General features: G+C 56.0%; 12 protein-coding genes. 9 read left to right on the top strand and 3 right to left on the bottom strand.

Features of this window, described 5'->3' with window-relative positions:
- Nucleotides 1–209 precede the first annotated feature (209 nt).
- The 7 genes from V7747_RS00055 (at nt 210) to V7747_RS00025 (ending at nt 14,990) form a co-directional block, all read left to right on the top strand.
- A complete protein-coding gene (locus tag V7747_RS00055) occupies nt 210–1,682 on the top strand; it encodes an ATP-binding protein (protein WP_335614037.1) in 1,473 nt (490 codons plus the stop codon).
- A gap of 26 nt (nt 1,683–1,708) precedes the next feature.
- Nucleotides 1,709–8,149, top strand: coding sequence for a DEAD/DEAH box helicase (locus tag V7747_RS00050; RefSeq protein WP_335614036.1), 6,441 nt, complete (start codon nt 1,709–1,711; stop codon nt 8,147–8,149).
- A gap of 1 nt (nt 8,150) precedes the next feature.
- A complete protein-coding gene (locus V7747_RS00045) occupies nt 8,151–10,259 on the top strand; it encodes a UvrD-helicase domain-containing protein (RefSeq protein ID WP_335614035.1) in 2,109 nt (702 codons plus the stop codon).
- Between the two features lie 148 nt (nt 10,260–10,407).
- A complete protein-coding gene (locus V7747_RS00040) occupies nt 10,408–11,520 on the top strand; it encodes a metallophosphoesterase family protein (protein WP_335614034.1) in 1,113 nt (370 codons plus the stop codon).
- Nucleotides 11,517–14,165, top strand: a complete 2,649-nt coding sequence (locus V7747_RS00035) for an AAA family ATPase (RefSeq protein WP_335614033.1) — start codon at nt 11,517–11,519, stop codon at nt 14,163–14,165. Before V7747_RS00040 ends, V7747_RS00035 begins: the two co-directional genes overlap by 4 nt.
- 202 nt (nt 14,166–14,367) lie before the next feature.
- Nucleotides 14,368–14,703, top strand: a complete 336-nt coding sequence (locus tag V7747_RS00030; protein WP_335614032.1) for a hypothetical protein — start codon at nt 14,368–14,370, stop codon at nt 14,701–14,703.
- A 53-nt stretch (nt 14,704–14,756) separates the two neighbouring features.
- The gene (locus V7747_RS00025; RefSeq protein WP_335614031.1) at nt 14,757–14,990 is read left to right on the top strand and encodes a hypothetical protein; all 234 of its coding nucleotides are present in this window, start codon (nt 14,757–14,759) and stop codon (nt 14,988–14,990) included.
- Nucleotides 14,991–15,252: 262 nt separating this feature from the next.
- Here the strand turns inward: V7747_RS00025 and V7747_RS00020 are convergent, their stop codons facing one another.
- Nucleotides 15,253–16,269, bottom strand: a complete 1,017-nt coding sequence (locus tag V7747_RS00020) for a hypothetical protein (RefSeq protein WP_335614030.1) — start codon at nt 16,267–16,269, stop codon at nt 15,253–15,255.
- 990 nt (nt 16,270–17,259) lie between these two features.
- A complete protein-coding gene (locus tag V7747_RS18580; RefSeq protein WP_442909156.1) occupies nt 17,260–17,436 on the bottom strand; it encodes a helix-turn-helix transcriptional regulator in 177 nt (58 codons plus the stop codon).
- Nucleotides 17,437–17,534: 98 nt separating this feature from the next.
- On the opposite strand from V7747_RS18580, the gene V7747_RS00015 reads away from it, so the two are divergent.
- Nucleotides 17,535–17,846 (top strand): hypothetical protein, encoded by a 312-nt coding sequence (locus V7747_RS00015; RefSeq protein ID WP_335614029.1) that lies wholly within the window; start codon nt 17,535–17,537, stop codon nt 17,844–17,846.
- 288 nt (nt 17,847–18,134) lie between these two features.
- On the opposite strand, the gene V7747_RS00010 is transcribed toward V7747_RS00015, so the two are convergent.
- Nucleotides 18,135–18,575: an antitoxin Xre/MbcA/ParS toxin-binding domain-containing protein gene (locus tag V7747_RS00010; RefSeq protein WP_335614028.1), complete on the bottom strand. Its 441-nt coding sequence runs from the start codon at nt 18,573–18,575 to the stop codon at nt 18,135–18,137.
- A gap of 722 nt (nt 18,576–19,297) precedes the next feature.
- Between V7747_RS00010 and V7747_RS00005 the strand changes: the two genes are divergently transcribed.
- A complete protein-coding gene (locus V7747_RS00005) occupies nt 19,298–21,400 on the top strand; it encodes an AAA family ATPase (RefSeq protein ID WP_335614027.1) in 2,103 nt (700 codons plus the stop codon).
- The last annotated feature ends 395 nt before the right edge of the window (nt 21,401–21,795 follow it).

The raw sequence follows: 21,795 nt of genomic DNA, 5'->3' as shown, positions 1-21,795 counted from the left end.
CGCTGCCCAGCGCGCTATCACAGAGCTTGATGCCGGCTTTCACTACGCATCCTAGACGGCTGAGGTGCTCAAAATTTGGGCATCGATACCCATTGTTCAATGGTTAAGGCTCTGTTCAGCATCAGGTCGCTCCGCCGTTTCGCCCCCCCCCCCCCCTTGCGCGCTGCTAGAATCAGTTAAGGTAAAAATTTTTATATTAGGTGGGTTGGGTGACTCAAAGCGCAGAGTGGCGGTTCTATGGCAGGCATCTTGAGCTGGAGCAGATGCAGCGAATACTGGCGCGCAGGCGCTGGTTTTTTCTGCAGATTTCCGGGCGGCGGCGCATCGGCAAGACCGCTCTGATCCAGCAAGCGCTGAAAGCGCGCGGCCAGGACAATACGCTGTATATCCAGATACCGGACTCTGATGCCGTTGGGGTAGTGGCTGCCTGCAATGGCTACCTTGAAACCTTCGGTCTGCAGCGACGGGTGAAAAGCCTTGCGGATATTGCCACCCTGATTGAAGAGCTGGTTCGCCAGGGCTATGTGGTTGCTCTGGATGAGTTTCAGTACTTTCACCACAAGCAGTTGAGTGATTTCTGCTCCTACCTGCAGGCTGCGGTGGACCGTCTGGCTGCGGCTGAAGCCAAGGACGTTTCCGGTGGGTTGATTGTGCTGGGTTCGCTGCATGCTGAAATGACTGCCTTGCTGGAGGATCGCGATGCGCCGCTATTCAACCGGACGACTGACACCATAGAGCTGACCCATCTGGATGTGCGCTCCATCCTTGAAATCCTCGAGTCGCATGCAGATACGGATCCCGACAGGTTGCTGTTCCTCTGGAATCTGTTTGAGGGGGTACCCAAGTTTTACCGGGATGCTTATGAGCAAGGTGTTCTGTCGGCCTCACGAAGCGAGCTGCTGGCGCGGTTGTTCTTTGCCAGCTCTTCGCCATTGCGTAATGAGGCCGACAACTGGTTCCTGCGGGAGCTGCGTGGGCGCTATGACATGGTGCTGCAGTATCTCTCGGCTCATCCCGGTTGCAGCAACGCCGATATCGAGGCGGCCTTGGCGGATATTTCTGGGCCGGGTGAGGTGAAGCAGGTGGGCGGGTATCTTAAAGTGCTGGCTGAGCGCTACCAGATGATAGAGCGGCGTTTGCCGGTCTTTGCGCGAGCCAAGGCGCGTTCAGGGCGGTATTACATCAAGGATAACTTCCTGCGTGCCTGGTTGGGCGCCTTGCAGAAGCCGGTAGCTGCCTCTGCCTTTCGCCCGCTCGAGCAATTGATCAGTCAGGCGGATCAGCGGCTGTGTGAGGTGGAAGGGCATGCTCTGGAAGATCTGGTTGCACAGATTTACGAGGAGCACAGCCGACTAGGCATTGGCTCCTTTCCGCTGACTGAACGGGTGTCGGGTTATTGGGATCGGGCCGATGTTGAAATTGACCTGGTGGCCATGAACGAGGATGAGCGTCGCATCCGGTTCGGCAGCTGCAAGCGCAATGCTGACAAACTGCCTGGTTCGATCGCCGCATTAAAACGCGGCGCGGACAGATTCTTGGCGGTACAAAAACGTTTTGCAGGCTGGTCGGTGGAATATGCGGCTATCGCGCCTAGCATCTCGGATGAGCTGCGACGGCAGCTGGAGGCAGAGGGTGTGGTGGCCCAGAGCCTGTCGGACTTGATTGCGGTTTATCACACCTGATACGGAACAACGAATAAGGATATTTCATGATCCCCGGTTTGCTGGCCACTGAAGTTGCCGCCGCCCTGCGCGAATTTATCATCACCGGTTTCGAGACCGAAACCGAGCCTTTTCGCGGTGAGTTCCGCCGGCTGGTTGAAGAACAGCAGGACGGAGAGGCCTTTATCAAGGGGCCTTATGTATCTATCGGGCTGCCCTTTTTGGGCGGCACCGCAGGGCGGGATTTTTTCAGCAGCTTTGAGACCGAATACCCGCCTTATGCTCATCAGGAGCAGGCCTGGCGGCGGCTGGCGTCGGATAAGCAAGCAGCTAATACGCTGGTCGCGACTGGCACTGGCTCAGGTAAAACTGAGTGTTTCATGTACCCAGTACTGGATCATTGCCAGCGCCACTCTGCGCCCGGTATCAAGGCTATCGTCATTTATCCGATGAACGCGCTGGCTACCGATCAGGCAAAACGGTTTGCTCGCGAGATTCAGCGCCAACCTGCGTTGAAGGGTGTTCGCGTTGGCCTGTTTGTTGGTGGAGATAGCCACGGTACGAAGGTCATGGGGCCGGAGCAGGTGATTACCGACAAGGAGACTCTGCGTAACAGCCCGCCAGATATCCTGCTGACCAACTACAAGATGCTGGATTACCTGCTGATGCGCCCGCAGGACCAAAAACTGTGGACGCACAACCAGGCAGATACGTTGAAATATCTGGTGGTGGATGAGCTGCATACCTTTGACGGCGCGCAGGGCACAGATTTGTCACTGCTTATTCGGCGGTTGCGGGCGCGTTTTGGCATGCAGGCCGAGCAACTGGTCTGCGTGGGGACATCGGCCACGCTAGGTGGTGAGGCGAGTGTCAGTGGTTTGCTGCACTACGCTGCCGATATCTTTTCAAGCCCCTTCGCCCGTGACGCGGTAATTGCTGAGCAGCGCCAGAGCGATGTGGAGTTCCTCGAGAACCTCGGTTACCTCAATCTTAATCCGAAGATCGGGCCTGCCGAACTAGCGCAGGCACTGGCTGCAGGCCTTAATCAGTACCTGCTGACGGCTTATGATTTGTACTTCGGTAGGCAGCCGGCGTTTGATATCTCTGACATGGAAGGTCGGATTACGCTGGGCCGGGAGTTAAAGCAGCACGGGCAACTGGCGAACCTGTTGCGTCAGCTGAAATTACTGGGCGGTACGCCGCGTTTTCGTGAGTTGCTCGGCAAGTTGGCAGGCCAGATCCCAAAGCATTTTGAGCGCCAACCCGAGCAGGTATTGATTGCCTTGCTTGCGCTGATGGCCCATGCGCGCAGTGATGTTGGCTTGCCCTTTGTTCAATTGCGCTTGCAGCTGTGGTCACGAGAGCTGCGGCGTATCGTCGGTACGCTGCGTGAGCCGGGCTCCATGCCTGTTAATGGCGACGATGGAAAGGGCCTGCAGGCGACCCAGCCTCCGTTATTGGCTTTTGGTGATGACAAGCCTCCAAAGGATCAGCAGCAGGTGCGTTTGCCTTTGGTTCAGTGCAGGGAGTGTCATGGTACCGCTTGGCTGACGCGCATGGAGCTAAGCCATCCTACGGATCAGTTTGTTGAAACGGAGCTGCAGAATATCTACAGCAGCTTCTTCGGTCAGCATGCGGAAACAGCGTTGTTGATGCCATGGCATCAGGGGGCGCGCCAGTCTCCAGCGGGCTTGCACCTTGACCACTTTAAAGTATGTCGTTGCTGTGGCCGCACCGCTGCGCTCGATTACCGCGGCACCTGCAAGGGCTGCCAGGCAAGTAACGACATGCTGGTGCGTGTCAGCAAGCCACACCTGTTGAAAGAAGTGACTTGGGACAACGTGAACCGGGTAGTTCATGAGCACAACTGTCCTTATTGCAGTGCCAGTTCTGCGTTGGTGGTTTTTGGTGCGCGGGCAGCGAGCCTCAGTGCGGTGGCTATTCATCAGCTTTTCAGCAGTCGCGACAATGATGATCGCAAGCTGCTGACGTTCAGTGACTCGGTTCAGGACGCCACCCACCGTGCCGGCTTCTTCGCTGCCCGAACCTGGCACAACAACGTGCGTATGGCATTGACCCAATTGCTTGCCGCCCAAGATGGGGCGCTACCGGTGCTGGAGCTGCCCGATGCATTCGAGGCCTATTGGCTGAATCATGATGGGCGTAATGGTCGGCTGGCGTTGCCGAAGTACCTGCGTGAGTTCATGCCGCCGGACAAGCGTTTCAGTGCCGATTTTGAACAGTTCGAGCAGACGGGGGAGGTGAGCAAGCCACAGCGCCTGCTGAAGCTGATACGCGAGCGTATGTTGTGGCAACTGCTCGAAGATCTTGGTTGGCGTGCCCATGTCGGGCGCTCCCTCAACCGGTTGGGGATTGCCGCTTTGGACTGGCCGGCAGACAACGTTGTGTCGGCTGCCCAGCAATGGCGGACCACTGTAGCCAATACCCTGGGCTACCAGCTTGATGCGGAGGCCGCGTCTGCACTAATGCTGGGCCTGGTGCAGCATCTGGTGTATCTGGGTGCGTTTGGCCTGAAGGATCTGGAGCCTTACCGTTTGAAATCGGGTAAGGCTTTCTTACTCTCCTTTATCGACTACGTACCTGTCTTGGGGCCGGGGTCACCTCGGCCAAAGTATCCAGCCCTGGCCAAAGGAGATGGCTACGAACAGATCGGCAGCGCCAACGCATCTCGTTCCTGGTATGAAAACTGGCTTGCCTGTTTGAACCCGGACGCGCTGGTTGATCGTAAGCAGGCTGAGCAGGTGCTGGTTGCCGCCCTGGACGCATTGTGCTCGGTTGAGATATTGCAGTCTGAGGTGAATGAGAAGGGGGGCAGACTCTGGTCGCTTCGACCTGAGTGCCTGACTGTGACGACGGATGTGGAGGCTACCGTATGCGCCGGATATCGGCCGCAACACGTGGCTGTAGGTCAGGCTCGCAGTTGGCTAGGGTTACCGCTTATTAATGCCGCCTCGCCGGACCTGCTCTATGAGAATCTGCTGCCGGTTCGTGACAGCCTCTATCGCAACCTGTACCGCAACGGCGAGATTCACAGGGTGATTGCACATGAGCATACCGGCTTGCTGGCCACCAGCGAGCGGGTACGGGTAGAGAACAGCTTTATCAAGGGTGAGAAGCCGTGGGAGTACAACCTGCTGTCGGCGACACCAACGCTTGAGATGGGTATCGACATTGGCGACTTGTCCAGCGTTCTGCTGTGTTCTGTGCCGCCAGCGCAGGCCAATTATCTCCAGCGTGTTGGGCGAGGCGGCCGCAAGGACGGTAATTCCTTCGTGCTGACGGTGGCCAATGGTCGCCCTCACGATCTGGTTTTCTACGCCGATCCGGCTCGAATGCTGGACACGCCTGTGGAGCCGCCGGCGGTGTTTCTTAAGGCGCGGCATGTGCTACGGCGCCAGCTGCTGGCGTACGGTATGGATTGCTGGACGCTGTTTGCCAAGGGCGATAACCAGATTCCGCATACGATGCAGCCTTTGCTGGACGCGGTGGAAAAGGAGCAGGAAGACCGCTTTCCGTACACGTTGTTGAACTACCTCAAGCACAACATGCAGGAGATCTGGGACGGTTTTAGCGGGCATGTGGCTACAGAGCTGAGTGGCTCTGACCTTGAGTTGTTGCGACAGTATTTGTTTGGTGGGCCGCAACACCGAGACGATCACTTACGGCTGTACGTTCTTGGGCGCCTGAAAGTTGTGGCCGATGAGCGAAAGGCCATGGCGCTCGCTATCAAGGAGCTTGAACGCCAGATTGAGAAGCTGAAAAAGCAGCCGCAAGACGAGCCGACGATGGAAGAGCTGGTTGAATTAGAGCGGGAGGCGGCTGGCTACCGCACCATGCGCACGCGGTTCAATAAACGTGAGGTGCTGAACTTCTTCACTGATGAGGGGTTGCTGCCCAACTACGCCTTCCCTGAGGAAGGTACTACGCTGCATTCGGTCATCTTCCGCTCCGATAAGCCGGTTAAAGATGGCGCAGAAACCGAGTTCGTAAAGCGCGAATATGAATACCAGCGGCCCGCTCAGGCGGCGCTGACAGAATTGGCACCTGAGTCGATCTTTTACGCAGGCAACCGCAAGGTCAAAATCTCGCGGGTAGAAACCGCCAAAGGGCGAAATATTCAGGATTGGCGTTTCTGTCCACGTTGCCATTATTCCGCTGCGGCAGACGTTCCGGGCTCCGGGTTTTCGGAGAAGACATGCCCTCGTTGCCATACCAGCCAATGGGGCGATGCCAGTGCCCGCACCAAGATGTTGAAAATGACGCAGGTCTACGCGTTCACCAACCTCAAGGATGCGCAGCTGGACGACCGCTCGGATGATCGGGAGCCGGTGTTTTTTAACAAGCAGATGCTGATCGACTTCAAGCCGTCTGATGTCGCAATCACCTGGGTCCTTGATGACAAGGACCGACCTTTCGGTTTTGAGTTTATTCGGAGCTGTGACTTCCTGGAGGTGAACTTTGGGCGTCGGCAAGGTGAAGAAGTATTTTTTGACGTCGCTGGCGAGCATATCCAGCGCTCGGGCTTCCCGATTTGCCGTGAATGTGGCTCGGTGCAAAGCAAGAAGGCAGCTTCCGGTAAAAAGGAAGCGGTCCACCTCAAGTCCTGCAGTTACTCGCGTGGGATCAAAAAGACCGCCGACGGCAAGGAAGATAACGGGTTGGAGAATTGCCTTTATTTGTATCGCCGGTTCTCGTCTGAAGCGCTGCGCATATTATTGCCGCGGCTTTCTACTGGGGGTACTGACGAGCAGGTCAACTCGTTTGTTGCTGCGCTGCAGCTAGGTCTCAAGCGCCGTTTTGGTGGCAAGGTTGACCACTTGCGCGTTGCCTACATGAGCGAGCCAGTGGGCGAGACCGACGAGCGGCGACACTTTATCGTGCTCTACGATTCTGTGCCCGGCGGAACCGGTTATTTGCACGAGCTACTCAGCCGAGCTGAAAACATGCAGTCGGTGTTTCGCATGGCGTATGACGTCATGAAGGGTTGCGACTGCTACGGCAACACGATGGATGGCTGTTACCGTTGTTTGCTGGAGTATCGAAACGCCTACGGGATGGATAGCACCAGCAAGGCTTTGGCGCTTGAAATGCTTAAGGATGTGGTTGAAACCCAGGCAAGCTGGGTGCAAGACGACGAAGGGCTGAGCGCACGAGCAAGCAACCCCTGGGTGGATAGTGAGCTGGAGGCTCGATTCCCTGAGGCGCTTGCGCGTTTCACCGGGCAGGACTGCGTGGCCGGGCACAAGGTTGCCGTTTTCCAAGATGTGGTGCGTGGCAAGCACGGTTATCGACTGAGCATTGGCGATGTTGCTTACGAAATGGAACCGCAGGTAGATCTGGGTATGGCCCAGGGGGTGCAGTTTGCCAGCCGGCCGGATTTTGTTTTGTGGCCTGTACGCAAAGGGCTGCGAGCGGTCGCAGTGTTTCTGGATGGATATAGTTTCCACGCGGAAAACGTCAGCCAGGATCTGCTCAAGCGTCAGGCGCTGATGCGTGCGGGTTTTGTCGTCTGGACGCTCAACTGGTATGACATTAATCAGGCGATGGGTGACAAGGCCATGGATGTGCCTTTGCCTACCGGACTGACAACGCCGGAACAGCACCACCAGGCTATTGCTGGGTTGCTTAAACAGGCTGGCGCACAGAGTAAAGCGCTGTTTCTCGGAATGACTCCATTTGAGCTGCTTTTGTGTTTCCTTGCCGACCAGGACACAGCGTTGCTGGGGCAGCAGGCGCTGTTCTTCGTGCTGCAGTGTTTACCAGCGCAAAGTCTGGCTGACACAGGTGTCAAAGAAGACGTACTGCAAAGTCTGCAGGGGTTGCCGGCCAGTTTTACCGATTTGCTACCGGACCCCGTTGCACTGGCTGGCACCGTCCAGTTTGCGAACGAGAAGCAAAGTGCTTGCCTCTCTCTAAGCTTGCTGGCGGGGGCGGATTTGGTCCGCTCGGTAGACATCGGCAAGGCGATGGTTTCCGTCTGCTACGACGTGAAAAAGGGAACAGAAGAGTCTGCACGCTACCAGTGGCAGCGTTTCTGGTGCGTGGTCAATTTCCTGCAGTTTTTGCCGGTTATGTACGCATGGACTCCGGATTCAAAGGCGAGCGGTATTGCTGCTGGTTTGATTTGGGAGCAGCACACTGCGTCTGCCTCGGTGCCGGAGCTTAGGCCAACAGGCACGCCTGATTGGTTTGCGTTGCTGGAAGAGGAGCTTCTGCAGCAATTGCTCGGTGTTGAGATTGACTGGCCTGGGGATGCGCAGGTCGCCGAGGAGGTTCTTGCTGGCGACCCGGAGGCTGTCGTGGGTGAGGCTGAGCTGCTGTTTCCTTCACAAAAAGTCGCGTTATTGCTACCCGACTTAGAGGACCAGGTCGCAGCTGGCCCTTATCTTGAAGCAGAAGGTTGGCAGATCTGCCATTCGGTAGAAGAGCTGGCTGGATTATTTGAACAACTGAACTCGGGAGCTTGATATGGCCAGCGTTGCATTCTCGGAAAAGTACTTTGAGAGCCTGCTCAAGTTGACGCCGAACGAACAGAGTCAGGCTAATAAAGCGGTCATGCTGTTTCAGCAGGATCGCAGCCACTCTGGCCTGAATTACGAGAAGTTGACTGCATTCAGAGACAGTAAGCTTCGCTCCATCCGAGCGAATCAGGATGTGCGGATCATTCTTGCTGCCGCAGAGCAGGACGATCTGTATCTGATGTTGTACGTCGATCATCATGACTCGGCGTACAAATGGGCTGAAAAACGCAAGGTAGAGATCAACCCTAATACCGGCAGTATTCAGGTGTTTACCGTCGAGGAGTCTACCCTGGCGGCGGCTCCAGGCGCTTCTGATAGCACTGCAACCGGCGTTTTTGATGGTTTTCGTGATCGTCAGTTGCTCCAGCTCGGCGTGCCGGAGGAGGCGCTCGGACTGGTTCGCACCTTTCGATCGGAAGGCGATCTTGAGCAGGCATTGGCCACGGAGCAACTACCGCGCGACGCGCACGATGGTCTGTTCATGTTGATGGCCGGGGCGAGCTTTGAGGAGGCTTATCAGGAGGTCGTTCCCAAAGCTCCCGATGCGGTCGATACCGAAGACTTTGCAGCCGCACTGGCGCGTCCGGAGTCGCGAGCTCACTTTACGGTGGCCGACAACGAAGATGCGTTGCAGCAGGTTCTGAGTCAGTCTCTTGAGAAGTGGCGGGTGTTTTTGCATCCGGCTCAACGACGTTTGGTCGAGGGGAACAAGAGTGGGCCGGTTCGCGTTTTGGGCGGCGCTGGTACTGGCAAGACGGTTGTCGCGATGCACCGGGCCAAATGGTTGGCGGAGCATGTGGCATCAGACAGTCGAAAGGTTCTGTTTACCACCTTTACTCGCAATTTGGCGGCTGACATCCAGCACAATCTTAACAAAATCTGCAGCAGTGAAGAGCTGGCACGCATCGAGGTGCAAAACCTGGATGCTTGGGTCATGGGTTTCCTCAAAAAGCAGGGCTATGACTATGGACTTCTGCTCGACGCACAGCTTGAGCGTCAGCTGTGGGAGGAGGCTTATTCGGAGAAGCCGGCTAGCGCAGACCTTACCATGGCGTTTTTTCAGGAGGAGTGGTCCAGAGTTATTCAGCCACAATCAGTGTGTAGCCTGGACGAATATAAAAAGTCGTCTCGTATCGGCCGCGGCACTCGGCTGAATCGTCAGCAGCGGGTCGATATATGGCCGGTATTTGAGCGCTACAGACACCTGCTGGGAAGTAATCACCTCAAGGAAACTGACGACGCCTATCGCGATGCGCGTGAATTGTTAACGCATAACTCTGAGCTGAAGCCGTCGCTGTGCAGTGTGATTGTCGACGAAGCCCAAGACATGGGGTCACAAGCGTTCCAGTTGCTGCGGGCATTGATTCCTCCTGCGGAGAATGACCTGTTCATTGTCGGCGATGGACATCAGCGGATTTATGGCAAGAACAAGGTCGTACTGGGGCAGTGCGGCATTGATATCCGTGGGCGCAGCGCTCGTCTTAAAATCAATTACCGAACCACGGATGAGACTCGCAAGCTGGCGGTGAGCATTCTGGAAGGAGTTGACGTAGATGACCTTGATGGCGGTCTGGATTCCCATGCGTTTTATCACTCACTCGTGCACGGACCCGCGCCGGAAGTCCGCTGCTTTAACGATTCTGAAGAACAGGTTAAGCAGGTGCTTTCGGACCTTTCGAGCTACGGCCTTGTAGCCGAGGCTTGTTGCGTCATAGCGCGAACACGAAAAGAGCTGCTTAACCTTCAGGCGCTGTTTGAGGCGAACCAGCAACCCTGCCACTTGATGGATGGGCGCAGCATGAAAACGCCTGAGGGCAGCTTGAATCTGGCGACGATGCACAGGGTAAAGGGGCTAGAGTTCGACGGGGTGTTTGTGCTTTCGGTCAACAAGGGACTGGTTCCCCTTGAGTATTTGCTCGATACAGCGGCTGACCCGGTTACCCGGCGACAGCGCGAAGATGAGGAGCGTGCGCTTCTCTACGTCAGCCTGACTCGTGCGCGAAAACTGGCCTTCGTCTATGGGTATGGCGTTATGAGTCGTTGGTTCAACGTATGACGCCAAGGCTATCCCGCTCCAAAACTTTACCTGTACGAATAACCAATCTGGACCTCCGGGTGGTTGTTGCATAGGGTTTATGCTTGGCCAGAGAGCCAGTTGGGCTAGCCCGGCTGGCGCTACCCGCAACACGGAGATCAAGGCACCCATGGTGAGGATATTACACACTGCTGATTGGCAGATCGGTCGGCAGTACAGCAGATTCGAGGTGGAGGACGCTGTCGTGCTGGCTGCGGCACGTACCTCTACGGTTGAAAAAGTTGCAGCGCTGGCGGCGGCTGAAAATGTTGATGCAGTGCTGGTCGCTGGGGATGTTTTTGATGCGCAGGGCGTCAGTGAGCTGACGATTCGGCGTTTATTCAACGCCACTGCAGCCTTCACCGGTCCCTGGATAATGTTGCCCGGAAATCACGACGCAGCTCTGGCTGAAAGCGTTTGGGATCGGGCCGAGCGGATCGGTACCATCCCAGCCAATGTTCATGTAATCAAAGAACCGGGCGTGCGGGTGCTGGAAGAACAAGGCATTGCTGTTTTGGGCGCGCCATTGACCCAGCGTCAGACATACGATGACCTGACTGCCTGGTTTGACAGCGCGCAGACCCCAGCAGGGTTTCTACGAGTGGGGCTGGCGCATGGCAGCGTGCAGGGCTTGCTGCACGAGGATGTCGATTCCCACAACCCTATTGCTGCTGACCGCGCGGCAACCGCGCATCTTGATTATTTGGCTTTGGGCGACTGGCACGGATTCAAGACGGTCGACCAACGCACGGTTTACAGTGGCACTCCGGAGCCCGACCGCTTCAAGGACAATGGGTCAGGTCAGGTTGTGTTGGTTGACTTGTCGGCCTTGGGCGAGCCACCGGTGCTGTCTACAAGGCAGGTAGGGCAGTTTATCTGGCTCCAATGGACTGCTCACCTCGAAGTCGCCAGTGACTTGGATGTGCTGATCGAGCGCCTTCAAGAGCTGGAGCCCAATTCAGTGCTCAGTCTGAAAGTTTCAGGGCAGACCGATCTCGCCGGTCAGGCTCGTCTGCAGCGTGCGCTCGCGATCGCGCAGGCTCGCTGTCGTAGCGTCGACTGCGACGTTAAGGACTTGCAGCTTGAGCCCACAGACGAAGATATAGCCGCGTTGAGCGCAGACGGTTACCTGGGTGACGTTATTGCGGAGCTACGCGGCCGCGAGGGTGATTCCCAGGCCGCTAAGGATGCCCTCGTGCTGCTGGCCAGCTTGCTGAGCAAGGACGCGGAGGTGCAGGCATGAAGGTTCAATCCATACGTGTTGAGCAATTGCGGCAGTTTCGCCAGCCGCTTGAAATTCGTGACCTCGGACCTGGGATCAACCTGTTCGTTGGCCCTAATGAGTCTGGCAAAAGCACCTTGGTACGCGCAATTCGAGCCGCGTTTTTCGAACGATACAAGTCCAGCAGTGTTGAGGATCTGAGACCCTGGGGTGACTCCTCGGCAGCGCCTGAAGTGGCGATCGAATTTGAGTGGCAGGGCGAGCACTGGAAACTCAACAAACGCTTTCTGCGGCAAAAACGGTGCGACTTGCAGATCGGAGGCCGATCCTGCAGTGGTGATGAAGCAGAGGATCAGCTCAGCACTCTGTTGGGCTACGAATTCGCAGGCAGTGGTGCAAGCAAGCCTAAACATTGGGGAATTCCCGGTCTTTTGTGGGTAGAGCAGGGGCAGGGGCAGGAGATTGACGACGCGGTAGACAGTGCCGAGGCGCATTTGCAGTCGGCCCTTGGTGGGAATGTAAGCGAACTCACTAGCTCCATCGGAGATGCCGTATTTGAGCGAGTGCGGGAGGAGCGGAACAAGCTCAGGACCGCGTCCACCGACAAGCCAACCGGTGAGCTTGCCAAGGCGATCAAGCAGGTTGCGGACCTAGAAAGCTATCATGCTGAGCTACTAGACAAAGTTGATAGCTACCGCTTGCAGGTTGATCGTCTAGGGGACCTCCTGATTCCTCAAAAGCAGGATGACAGTAAACCTTGGTTGGCCTTCAGGGCCGATGCTAAGGCGGCAATGCAGAAGCTCGATGCAATTAAGGCTATGCAGAGCGAACAGGATCGAGAACACCGTGAGTTGCAGAAGAATCAAGAGAGCCTGCGACTCTGCAGTGAAAGCCTGCAACACGGTTCCCAGCGCCAGGCGCTGCTGGTGGAGCGCCGGCATGAGCTAAGCGGTGCTACCAAGTCGCTGGCAGACAAACAGGCCCTTGAGCCATCTCTGTTGCAGCGTTTGCAGCAAGCACAGAGTCAAAGCCATGCGGCGGGGGAGCAGCTTAGATTGGCCCGGCTGCACGAGCAGCGTTGTGAACGGCAATCTGCCCTGCTGCTGCTTAAGAACTCCTTGCATGATGCCGAGCAAAAGCTGGAGCAGGCGAAGTCTGAGACCGCGAGCTTGCTGCAGCAACGCGAGCAGCTGGCAGCCCTGGTTGTTGAACCGGCGGCTCTGAAGCAGTTAAAGGTGGTAGCGCAAGAACTGGATCGATTACAGATTCTGCAGCAAACAGCGGCTACTAGGTTGCGCTATCAATTCCATGCTGGGCAAGTTGCGAAACTTAACGGCGTAGCTCTCGAGGGCGCGTCGGAGCAGCTTTTGTCTGTTCCGGGCATATTGGAAATTGAAGGCGTTGGCCGGCTGGAAATTTACCCGGGTGGCACCGACCTCGCGGTCACCGCTGAGCGTCAGCGGCAATACGAGCAGGAGCGCCTTGCCCTCCTGGACCGGTTGGGGGCATCGGATCTTCAGCAGGCTGAAGACAACGCGGTGCTGGCGCAGAGGCTCGAGGGCGAAATCGGTAGTCTGCAGAAGGCTATTGCACAGCTGGCCCCCGATGGTATCGACGCATTGTCGCAAACAGTGCAATCCCTTCGGGAGCGTGCAGAGCACGCGCAAAACCAGCTTGACCAGATGCCCTCTGCAAGTGACAGTGACACCACTGTCGACCTGGCCCAGGAGCAGCTGAGCGATGCGACAGAACGGTTGAGCAGCCTCGAGTCCGCCTTGGTCGATCAGCGCCGTGAGGTCGCACTACTTGCGCAGCAGGTACAACACCTCAGCGGCGAGTGTGAGCGCTTGCAACACGAAGCGGATGACCCAGCAACCAAAGCTCGAGAAGAACAACTGCTTCAGCAATTGGGTGTGGTGAAGCTTGAGCAGCGGCGTCTGGAGCAGTCGCTGGAACAGCGTAGCCAGGAAATTCACGCAGCCCGTCCGGATATTTTGGAGCAGGACATCAAGCGGCTGGAATTGAGTGCTGACGCCGCGGAACACGCCAGCCGTCAGCGCGATAGGGAGATTCAGGACCTCAGGGTGCGTCTTGAAGTGATGGGGGCTGAGGGGCTTGAAGAGCAGAGCGCCGAAGTCCAAACCACGCTGCAAGCCGCTCGGGGGCGACTGGATGAACTCGAGCGCAGAGCGGATGCGCTTTCATTGCTGCAACGCTTGCTTCAGGAAAAGCGCCAAGCGTTAACTCAGCGCTTGCAGGCACCGCTGCAGAAACATCTGAATCACTATCTGCAGCTGCTGTTTCCGCAGGCCTCGCTGGTTGTCGATGAGCACTTGAAACCTGTTCAGTTAGCACGTGGCTCCCGCGGTGATGCATTTCATGAGGCTCTGGGAGCTCTGAGCTTTGGGGCAAGGGAGCAAATGGGGTTGATCAGCCGTTTGGCCTACGCCGACATGTTGCAGGAAGCGGGGAAACCCACGCTGATCATTCTTGACGACGCATTGGTGCACAGCGATACCCAGCGATTAGCTCAGATGAAGCGCGTTCTATTTGATGCTGCTCAACGGCATCAAATTTTGTTGTTCAGTTGCCATCCGGAAAATTGGCAGGATCTGGGAATAAGGGCTCGTGAGATGGCGGGGCTAAAAACCGCTGGGGCAGAATAATTTCGGAGCGAAGCTAATGTTTATGGGGACAAAGCCCGCCATTTTGGCCGAGGTTCGGTGCCTGACGCAAAGTCACCCTGAGAGCGCCCCCTTGCTGCAGAACCGCAGTTTGAGGCCAGGGCCGTGTTACAAGCCAAGGGAGCAGTGGGCGCCCCGGGCACCGGATACGTATGAGCGCCCGCCTGTGTTGGTAGAGGCGGAGTTGCTCAAAAGCACCATTACCGGCGGTAACAAAATCCGCATGGCTGCGCGCTACGTGGAGAATATCTTCGCCGATACTATCGAGCCAGAAACTCGCAGAAGCATCTGGAGCCCGGCGTACGCGGCTAGCATCATCTGGACTGCTGCCGGCAATAAGATCCAAACACGGATTGAGAGTTGTCCCTACTTTACAACGCCTGCGGACGTATTGGCGCGTGCCAAACCTGCCAAAACCATTGAGAAGGTGCACCGATTTATCCGTGCTCTATCATCTCACCCTTCGACCTCGCTAGCCCTGCGCTATTGGGCGACCGAGCACCTAGATGAAATCGAGTGATGCGCCTGTTGTTCTGGTAATTTTACGGTTTGAAAAGGATTTATAGGGGATTTATGGAGTATTTGTCCTATATCGGCATCACGCTGTTCGTGATTGGTTTTATTTGGTTCTATGTGTTGGCCTTTGCTCAAAGCATTCTATGGGGTATTGGTTGTGTGCTGTTTTTCCCGGTGTGCTTGGTGTTTCTGGTGCTCCATTGGCAGCGAACTTGTATGCCGGCCATCGCGATGTTCTCCGGTGTTGGCTTTATAGTGGCCGCGACCGCGGCGGGTGTTGGGATGAAATGAGCCAGACGCGGGCTCACATACTCTGTATGATCTATAGTGTTTTGCCGCGTACATAGGGGCGGACCCCATCTCCAGCGGGTGTTGAGCGGGGCAGCGGATTCGATTCCGGGCTGGCTTTAGCTGACTTTCTTGCAGAGCGCGAATTGAGGGGCGGCGACACGTTCTATATGCTGCGGACAACTTCCGCGTAATTTCAGTCTTCGTGGTGTATCTAAGGAATTTTGCCTGACTGTTAGTCAGGGACACAGGCTTGATATATCCGCTAACGATTTTTGCGTGTACTTGGCTTCTTGAGGAGGTCACGGTGTCGCATTCTGTCGATCTCGGCCTCCGCCACAGTCCATTTTCGGGTGAGTTTATGCACCCCCAGGCTCAGCAGCTGCTCGCACAGGCGGCGGGCGTTGTAGCCATACAGGCTTATATAGTGGGCTACGCCCCGGACGTGGAGGTAACGAGAAGGACTCCCGCCGCTGATACTAGCAAACTCTATGACTAGCCAATCTGCGATCTCCTCGGACGCTGTGACGATGCTGACTTCCAGTGTGCCGTTCGCGTCTCCTATGTGCCCATCCCCCTCTATGAGGCCGACTAGAAATGCCAGTGTTTCAGCATTGTTCAGGTTGGCACTTGGAGGTTTCAGAGTAGTGGTTTTGTTAGGAGTGACGTTCCAGTTCCGCTTGAGGTCTTGTATCCACTGAGGTACGCCGGAGATGCGCAGCTCTGCCTGAAGGTGTCCCCCCCCGGCTTTGTAGATGCGGATTGGTCCGGTGTAGCCCGTGACCCTGCGGACCCACTCCAGCAGATAACGGTCCTCGTATTTTAGGGAAATGCTGACCTGATTTATTTTTTTTCCGCCGCTTTCTAGGCGAATACAGCCGTCGGCAGCGAGCAGCCCGGCCAGATAGGAGTTGTCGGCGTTGGGGATCTGAAAAAAACTATGGTTTTTGTCGTAACAGCTGTTCTTTCTAGAATTTAAAAAGCTGATGCCCAGCCGTTGCCCCCGCTGGGTGACTGACCCCTCGCTACGCCCTAGGTGCGCCCCTATCTCAGCGCGAGTCATTGCTGTAGCGTGCGCTCGGAGATATTGGTCCTCAGCGTCGGTATATGCGTTGAGCTGGTAGTTGCTGTGCCTGAGCTGCATCTGGTTGGCCTGTCCTCTGACCGAGGAGTAACTGCGGTTCAGGCGGGTCGCGATATCGCGTGCGCAGACCCCTTGTGCATATGCGTCTGCCAGAGTGGTACGTTCCGATGGTGTCCAGGCGCGTTTCCCGCTAGGCATAGTAGGGCTCCCCCCCCCCCATTGAGAAATCGTGGTCACTCGTTATTGTAGTCGGCATTTTTGCGGGGGCAGCGCCAATGATGTTTGGTGACGAGGCGACAATGCCTTTCTAGGACGCTATCGTGAATGAGGGTTTTGTGTGGAGTCAGGGTTGTAGCAAAAATGTCCGATTTGCACTACGCCAGATGGCTTGGTGTGGCACACCGGAGCTGCTGGTATCGGAATCAGAATATGGATACAGACCCGAGGTCCTTCCAGCCTTCCATGATGACTGTCACGTGGCGGGAGGCGTCAGCGTATCTATGTACGCTTCTTCCGTTTTAACTGCCGGAAGCCAACCCTTGGCGGCCTGGCGGTTGCTACACTTCGGTCGCATATGGCTGTTATTGGGCGTTGCGGGCCTTTTACTGTCTTTCAGGGCGCTATGGCTGATTCCACTTGAGTTTCCCGGGCGAGTATCTGCAATGTTCGATATGATGAGAGGTGTGTATGGACGTCAAAATTCAGAAGTGGGGCAGAGGGGCGGCGATCTTCCTGCCGTCCGCTGTGCTTGAGCAGCCGAGTCTAGCCGTTGGTAACATGCTAAGACTCGTTGTTACGCCTGTAGCGATAACAGTGAAACCAGTTAGTGCGAAGCCGCACTACAAATTGGCTGACTTGATCGCGCAGTGCGATGTTAGCGTGCCGGAGCCGGCAGACCTTCACGCGTGGAGCTTAATGCAGTCGGTGGGGCGTGAAGTAGATCTGGGAGAATAGAGCCGGCGATTGCTGGCGTTGGCATATTTCGGGAGCCTGTAGGGAAGGGCGGGGGGGACGGCACAAATTATTCGCGAGCTCTAGTTGTGTTGTGTGGCCTATAGCGTTTTCAGCACGGGAGACTGCATTACGAATTGCGGAAAGCTGCTGTTGACGTCGTCTACGCGCCCACCCTGCCTCCCAGAGACTGAAGTGCCCCTATCCCATGATGGCGCTGGGGTAGGGGCTCAGAGCTTAGGCTACGGACGGCGCCATCCAGTTCTCAATCTGATCGCTCCGCCAGGCAACACGCCGAGGCCCCAGTTTTGTACGCTGCGGAAAAATGCCGAGTTTTTCCCATCGGTATATCGTGCTGGATGACAGTGAGGTCCGGGCGATGACCTGCTGCAGTGTGTAATAGGTTGTACGCATATGAAGCTCCAGTCGTATAAATAGGATACGGAAATATTTTGAGTTTTTCGGGGTTCTGGTAGTTTTGACGCTTGTTTTTCAACGGAGTGTTGAGCCTCATGCCTAATGATCTGCGCAGCTCATTTAGTAGTTTTTTCTATGCGTTAATGCAGGTTGCGTTTGCAGCTGCATTCCTATTCGTGTTGTGGTTGGATGCACAGCTGGAACCGGACCAATCTGTATTATTAGTGGTGCAGTTAATTGCAAGTTATTCGCTGGTATTGTCTGTCTGCTGGTTGTTGGTTGCCGTTTTTTCCAGCCAGCTGTCCGGCGTCCTCGCAGGTATTCGAGTGCACCCTTGGGGGTACGCAATCGGTGTTGCGGTGAGTGCGGCTATGTTCTGGGTGGCCTGGTGCCAGGTCCCAATTTGAGGAGGCGATATTTTTTGCGGCGTTGGTCTCAGCAGTTTTGCCGGTCGTAATGATTAAACGCGCGAGCGGTTGGGGGATGCACGTTTCAACTCTATTCGGTTACCAATAATTTAATTGCTGTTTTCAGGTCTAGCCAGCTACTAGAATGAGCCTGAAAGCTCATGTTTTAGAGATTATCTTGGCGGTATTGGAGTTTCAAGTTTTTTAATTGGTTGATAATTTTCAATAGTGGTCAGCAAAACCGACCATTTTCTATGGATGGCGATTTTTATTGTCGGAACTAAGCAATTACGCTTGAGCTCCCCACTCTATTGCATTTAGCAGACGCCTAACCTGGCGACCACCTAGTTCAGTGCGGCAATGCATTGCCGGAGACTCGCCGCCCAGAGAGAAGTTGCTTGATGAAAGCCATTTGATGGCCGCGTCTTGGGTCTCAAGCACCTCAAACGCGTGTTGGGCAACCACTAAGAGTCGATCAATTCGCTCAGAGCCGCCGCTATTAAGTCGCCCGCCGTCGCGCTCTAAACGAGCTAGTGTCGCCGGGCGAGTGTGCACCATATCAGCAGTCTCTTGCTTGGTCAGTTGAAGTGACCGACTGATCGCGCCCATGAGGGTAGCGTCGATCCCGCGCTCGATTCGCTGGATCCGCTCCCCTTCGCTTAGCTGCTGATGTCCAAGCACGATATTCCAAAATGCTTCTGTATCCGTGTTGGTTGTTGTCATGGTCATAGCTACGATCATCGGTGACTGACGAACGTTAGCATAACGTGTGCGGGCCAGAAATCGCTGGCGCCCTCGGTGTTACTTCGTTGGGAAATTGCGGGCGGAAAATGAGCCCGTCGCTACGGATCCCTGTTTGCCTTTACACCGCAGGGAGCCTGGCTCTTGATCTGGCTGTTTGTGCCGGTGGCCTAGGGGAGGCAGCCTAGACATTGCCGCTACTAAAGGTCCTCGGCAGGCCGGAAACTCTCTGGCGCGAATTACACAGTCAGTGAGCACGTCGCGTTCGGGTAGATTTTTACGATACCGATATTCCCTCTAGATCGGCCTTCGATTCTGAAGGTGTGCACATGACGGAATGATGGCGGTGAATGCGCGTTGAGCAGGGCCAATGAGCCTGGGGGGCGCCAGAGCTTTAGTGCTGTCGGAGGGCGAACAGGGCGGTTGGAATCGGTTACGGATTATATCGACCTTCGGTGAGCTGGTTTCCGTTGCGTATTACGGCTCTTGCATGTCAGGCGCCTATCGTCACTGATACTAGGATGCTCCAGCGCTTTGTGCGTCCATTCGCTGGTGGTTTGCTGCTGCAGGCCGCTCAAGGTGTTGTATGCCCATGTTTAAGCATCGGAACCTCTGCTCAGCAATGGCGCTGTAAGCGACCAACGCTATGCGACATCAGTTGTCGCGCTCTGGTGTCATGATGGCTTTTATCGCCACCAGGAGCTTCAGCAATGGAAGGTATTCCCAGCTTTTTCCGGTCTCACCCCTCATTTTCCATGGCGCCGGAGCCCGAGATCTGCGGGCTGTCGATGCAGTTGGCATTGCGTTTGATGATCGAGCTGCAGGGGCACCGCCAACTGCTGGGTCCTGACGGTATCGAGGATGATGAGGTCGCCCGAAGCCTCGGCCTGGGGGAGTGGCTCGAAGCAGACACTTACGACCGCCGACACCTGCAGCAGCAGTTGCGCCGCATTGCTCGGCGCGTTGCAGGGGTAGGATGTAAACCTGATTATCCTGAGCCGCTTGGCGCCAATCTTAAGGCTCTAGCGCAGATGCTGGGGCTCAACAGTACTGATTTTCAGGTGCTCGGCTTGTGCGCCCTAGCGCATACCGACTCGCTGCTCAGTCGCTGCGTCCGCCTGTTTGGTGGAATTGATAATCGCCGCTTTATAAGCACTCTCGCGCTGCTGCTGCAACTACCGCCTAGGGATATCCAAATGGCTCTGTGCAAAGAGGCGGCGCTGTTTTCAAGTGGTCTGCTGGAGGTTGACTACTCACCTGGTAACGCCTCGCTCTGCCACCGGCTGTCGTTTAGCAACTCCGATCTGCTTGACCAACTCTGTTTTCACCACGGCGCTGCCGAGGAGTTATTTCGGCATTCGTTTCGGGTTAGCGAGCCTGGACTGCTGAGCGTCGTGAATTATCCCCATCTTGAGCAGGAAATTGGCATTGCGCTCCGGTTCTTACGCAAGAGTCAGGCGCAGAGCAGGGTTGGCGTAAACGTGCTGATCTACGGTCCACCGGGTACAGGAAAGACCGAGCTGTGCCGCCTGCTTGCCAGCGAGCTGGGAAGCGAGCTCTACGAGATCGCGGTCAGTGATCGCGATGGCGATCCGATTCCTGGGTATAAGCGTCTGAGCGCACTGCGCTCGGCCATGCGGGTGCTACGCGGTAGTCAGGCGCTGGTGCTGCTTGATGAGATTGAGGATATCTTTCATGAGTACGGCGACAGCTCCCGGCGACTGTACAAGAGCTGGGTCAACCGCACTCTGGAGGAGAACAGTCAACCCTGTTTCTGGCTGAGCAACGACATCCGTGAGTTGGACTCGGCCTATATCCGTCGTTTCGACCTGATCATCGAGGCGACCAACCCGGCTCGGGAGTCCCGCGAGCGGATTCTGCTCAATTTAGGCGCCGGGCGATTGGGGCAGGACATGCTTGGCAAGTTGACTAGTCACGCTGCTCTGTCACCAGCAGTGTTCAAGCGGGCCTATGAGGTGGCGCGCATGAGTCAGCCGCGTGCGGGGCGACGGCAAAACCAGGTGCTTGAGCGCATTCTGGATGCCACGCTCAAGGCTCAAGGCCATGCTCCTCTGGAGCGGAGCGGCGATAAATCCTCCCGTCTACCGGGGCTATATTCACCTGCCCTGGTTAATACCGATATTGCCCTTGATGACCTGCTTACCGGGCTTAAGCGCCACCCGCAGGCGCGCCTGTGTTTCTACGGCCGGCCTGGCACAGGCAAAACTGCTTTCGCTCATTGGCTGGCTGACAGTCTCTCCAAGCCGATGGTGGTAAAGCGCTGCTCAGATTTGATCGATTCACTGGTTGGGCAAACTGAGCGAAATCTGGCTGCGGCTTTCCGGCAGGCTCAAGAGAACGGTGCCGTGCTGGTGCTCGATGAGGTTGACAGCTTTCTACAGGATCGAAGCAAGGCTCAGCGCACCTGGGAAGTTACCTGCGTCAATGAAATGCTTACGCAGATGGAAGCCTTCGACGGCCTGTTCATCGCTTCGACCAACCTGATGAATGACCTGGACGAGGCAGCACTGCGGCGTTTCGACCTCAAGGTTAACTTCAAAGCGTTGCGTGCTGAGCAGGTCGTTGAGTTGTTCCAGTCGCATATCCTTGAATTGAAACTCAAGGACCCGCAGCAGTTAGGGCTGAACAAGGTTGTCAAGTTGAACAATCTGGCCCCGGGCGACTTTGCTGCCGTGGCCCGGCGCGCGTGTTTTAAGCCATTCCGCGATGGCCTGGGCTTTGCCGACGCGCTGGTAGAAGAGGTCGGATTGAAGCGAGACGGCGTGAAGAGGACGATTGGGTTCGTAAACTGAAAAGTACACTGAGAGTTTCTCACGCACGCTGATTCACAAAGAATCTTGCCTTCCTAGCTTGCACTTAGGGGAGGCAAGTCCATCAGAGCTTATGCCCCAAATGATAAACGTGAGGCGAAGTGTGTTGAAGGCCAGAAAAGGCTGATTAAAACACGTGGAGCATACGCTTACATTCCTGATGTGTGACGAGATGCTGTAACTAGTGCCGGAGACTTGCTTGGCTCCCTGCTGATGGTGATTGCGTAATCGTAGTTAGAGTGTGGTGTCTCGTGCAGGAAATGGCGATTTGGAAAGTTTGCTCTCGAATACCTTGGATTGGGCCGCCTCAAGTTCCAAGTGCAACATCAGTGAATTGAATTTAACTGGTTAGTGGCCTGCAGCTGGAGGTATTCAAC

Source organism: Halopseudomonas sp., assembly GCF_036960865.1.
GTDB lineage: Bacteria > Pseudomonadota > Gammaproteobacteria > Pseudomonadales > Pseudomonadaceae > Halopseudomonas.
This window is presented reverse-complemented; position numbering and strand designations above follow the sequence as displayed.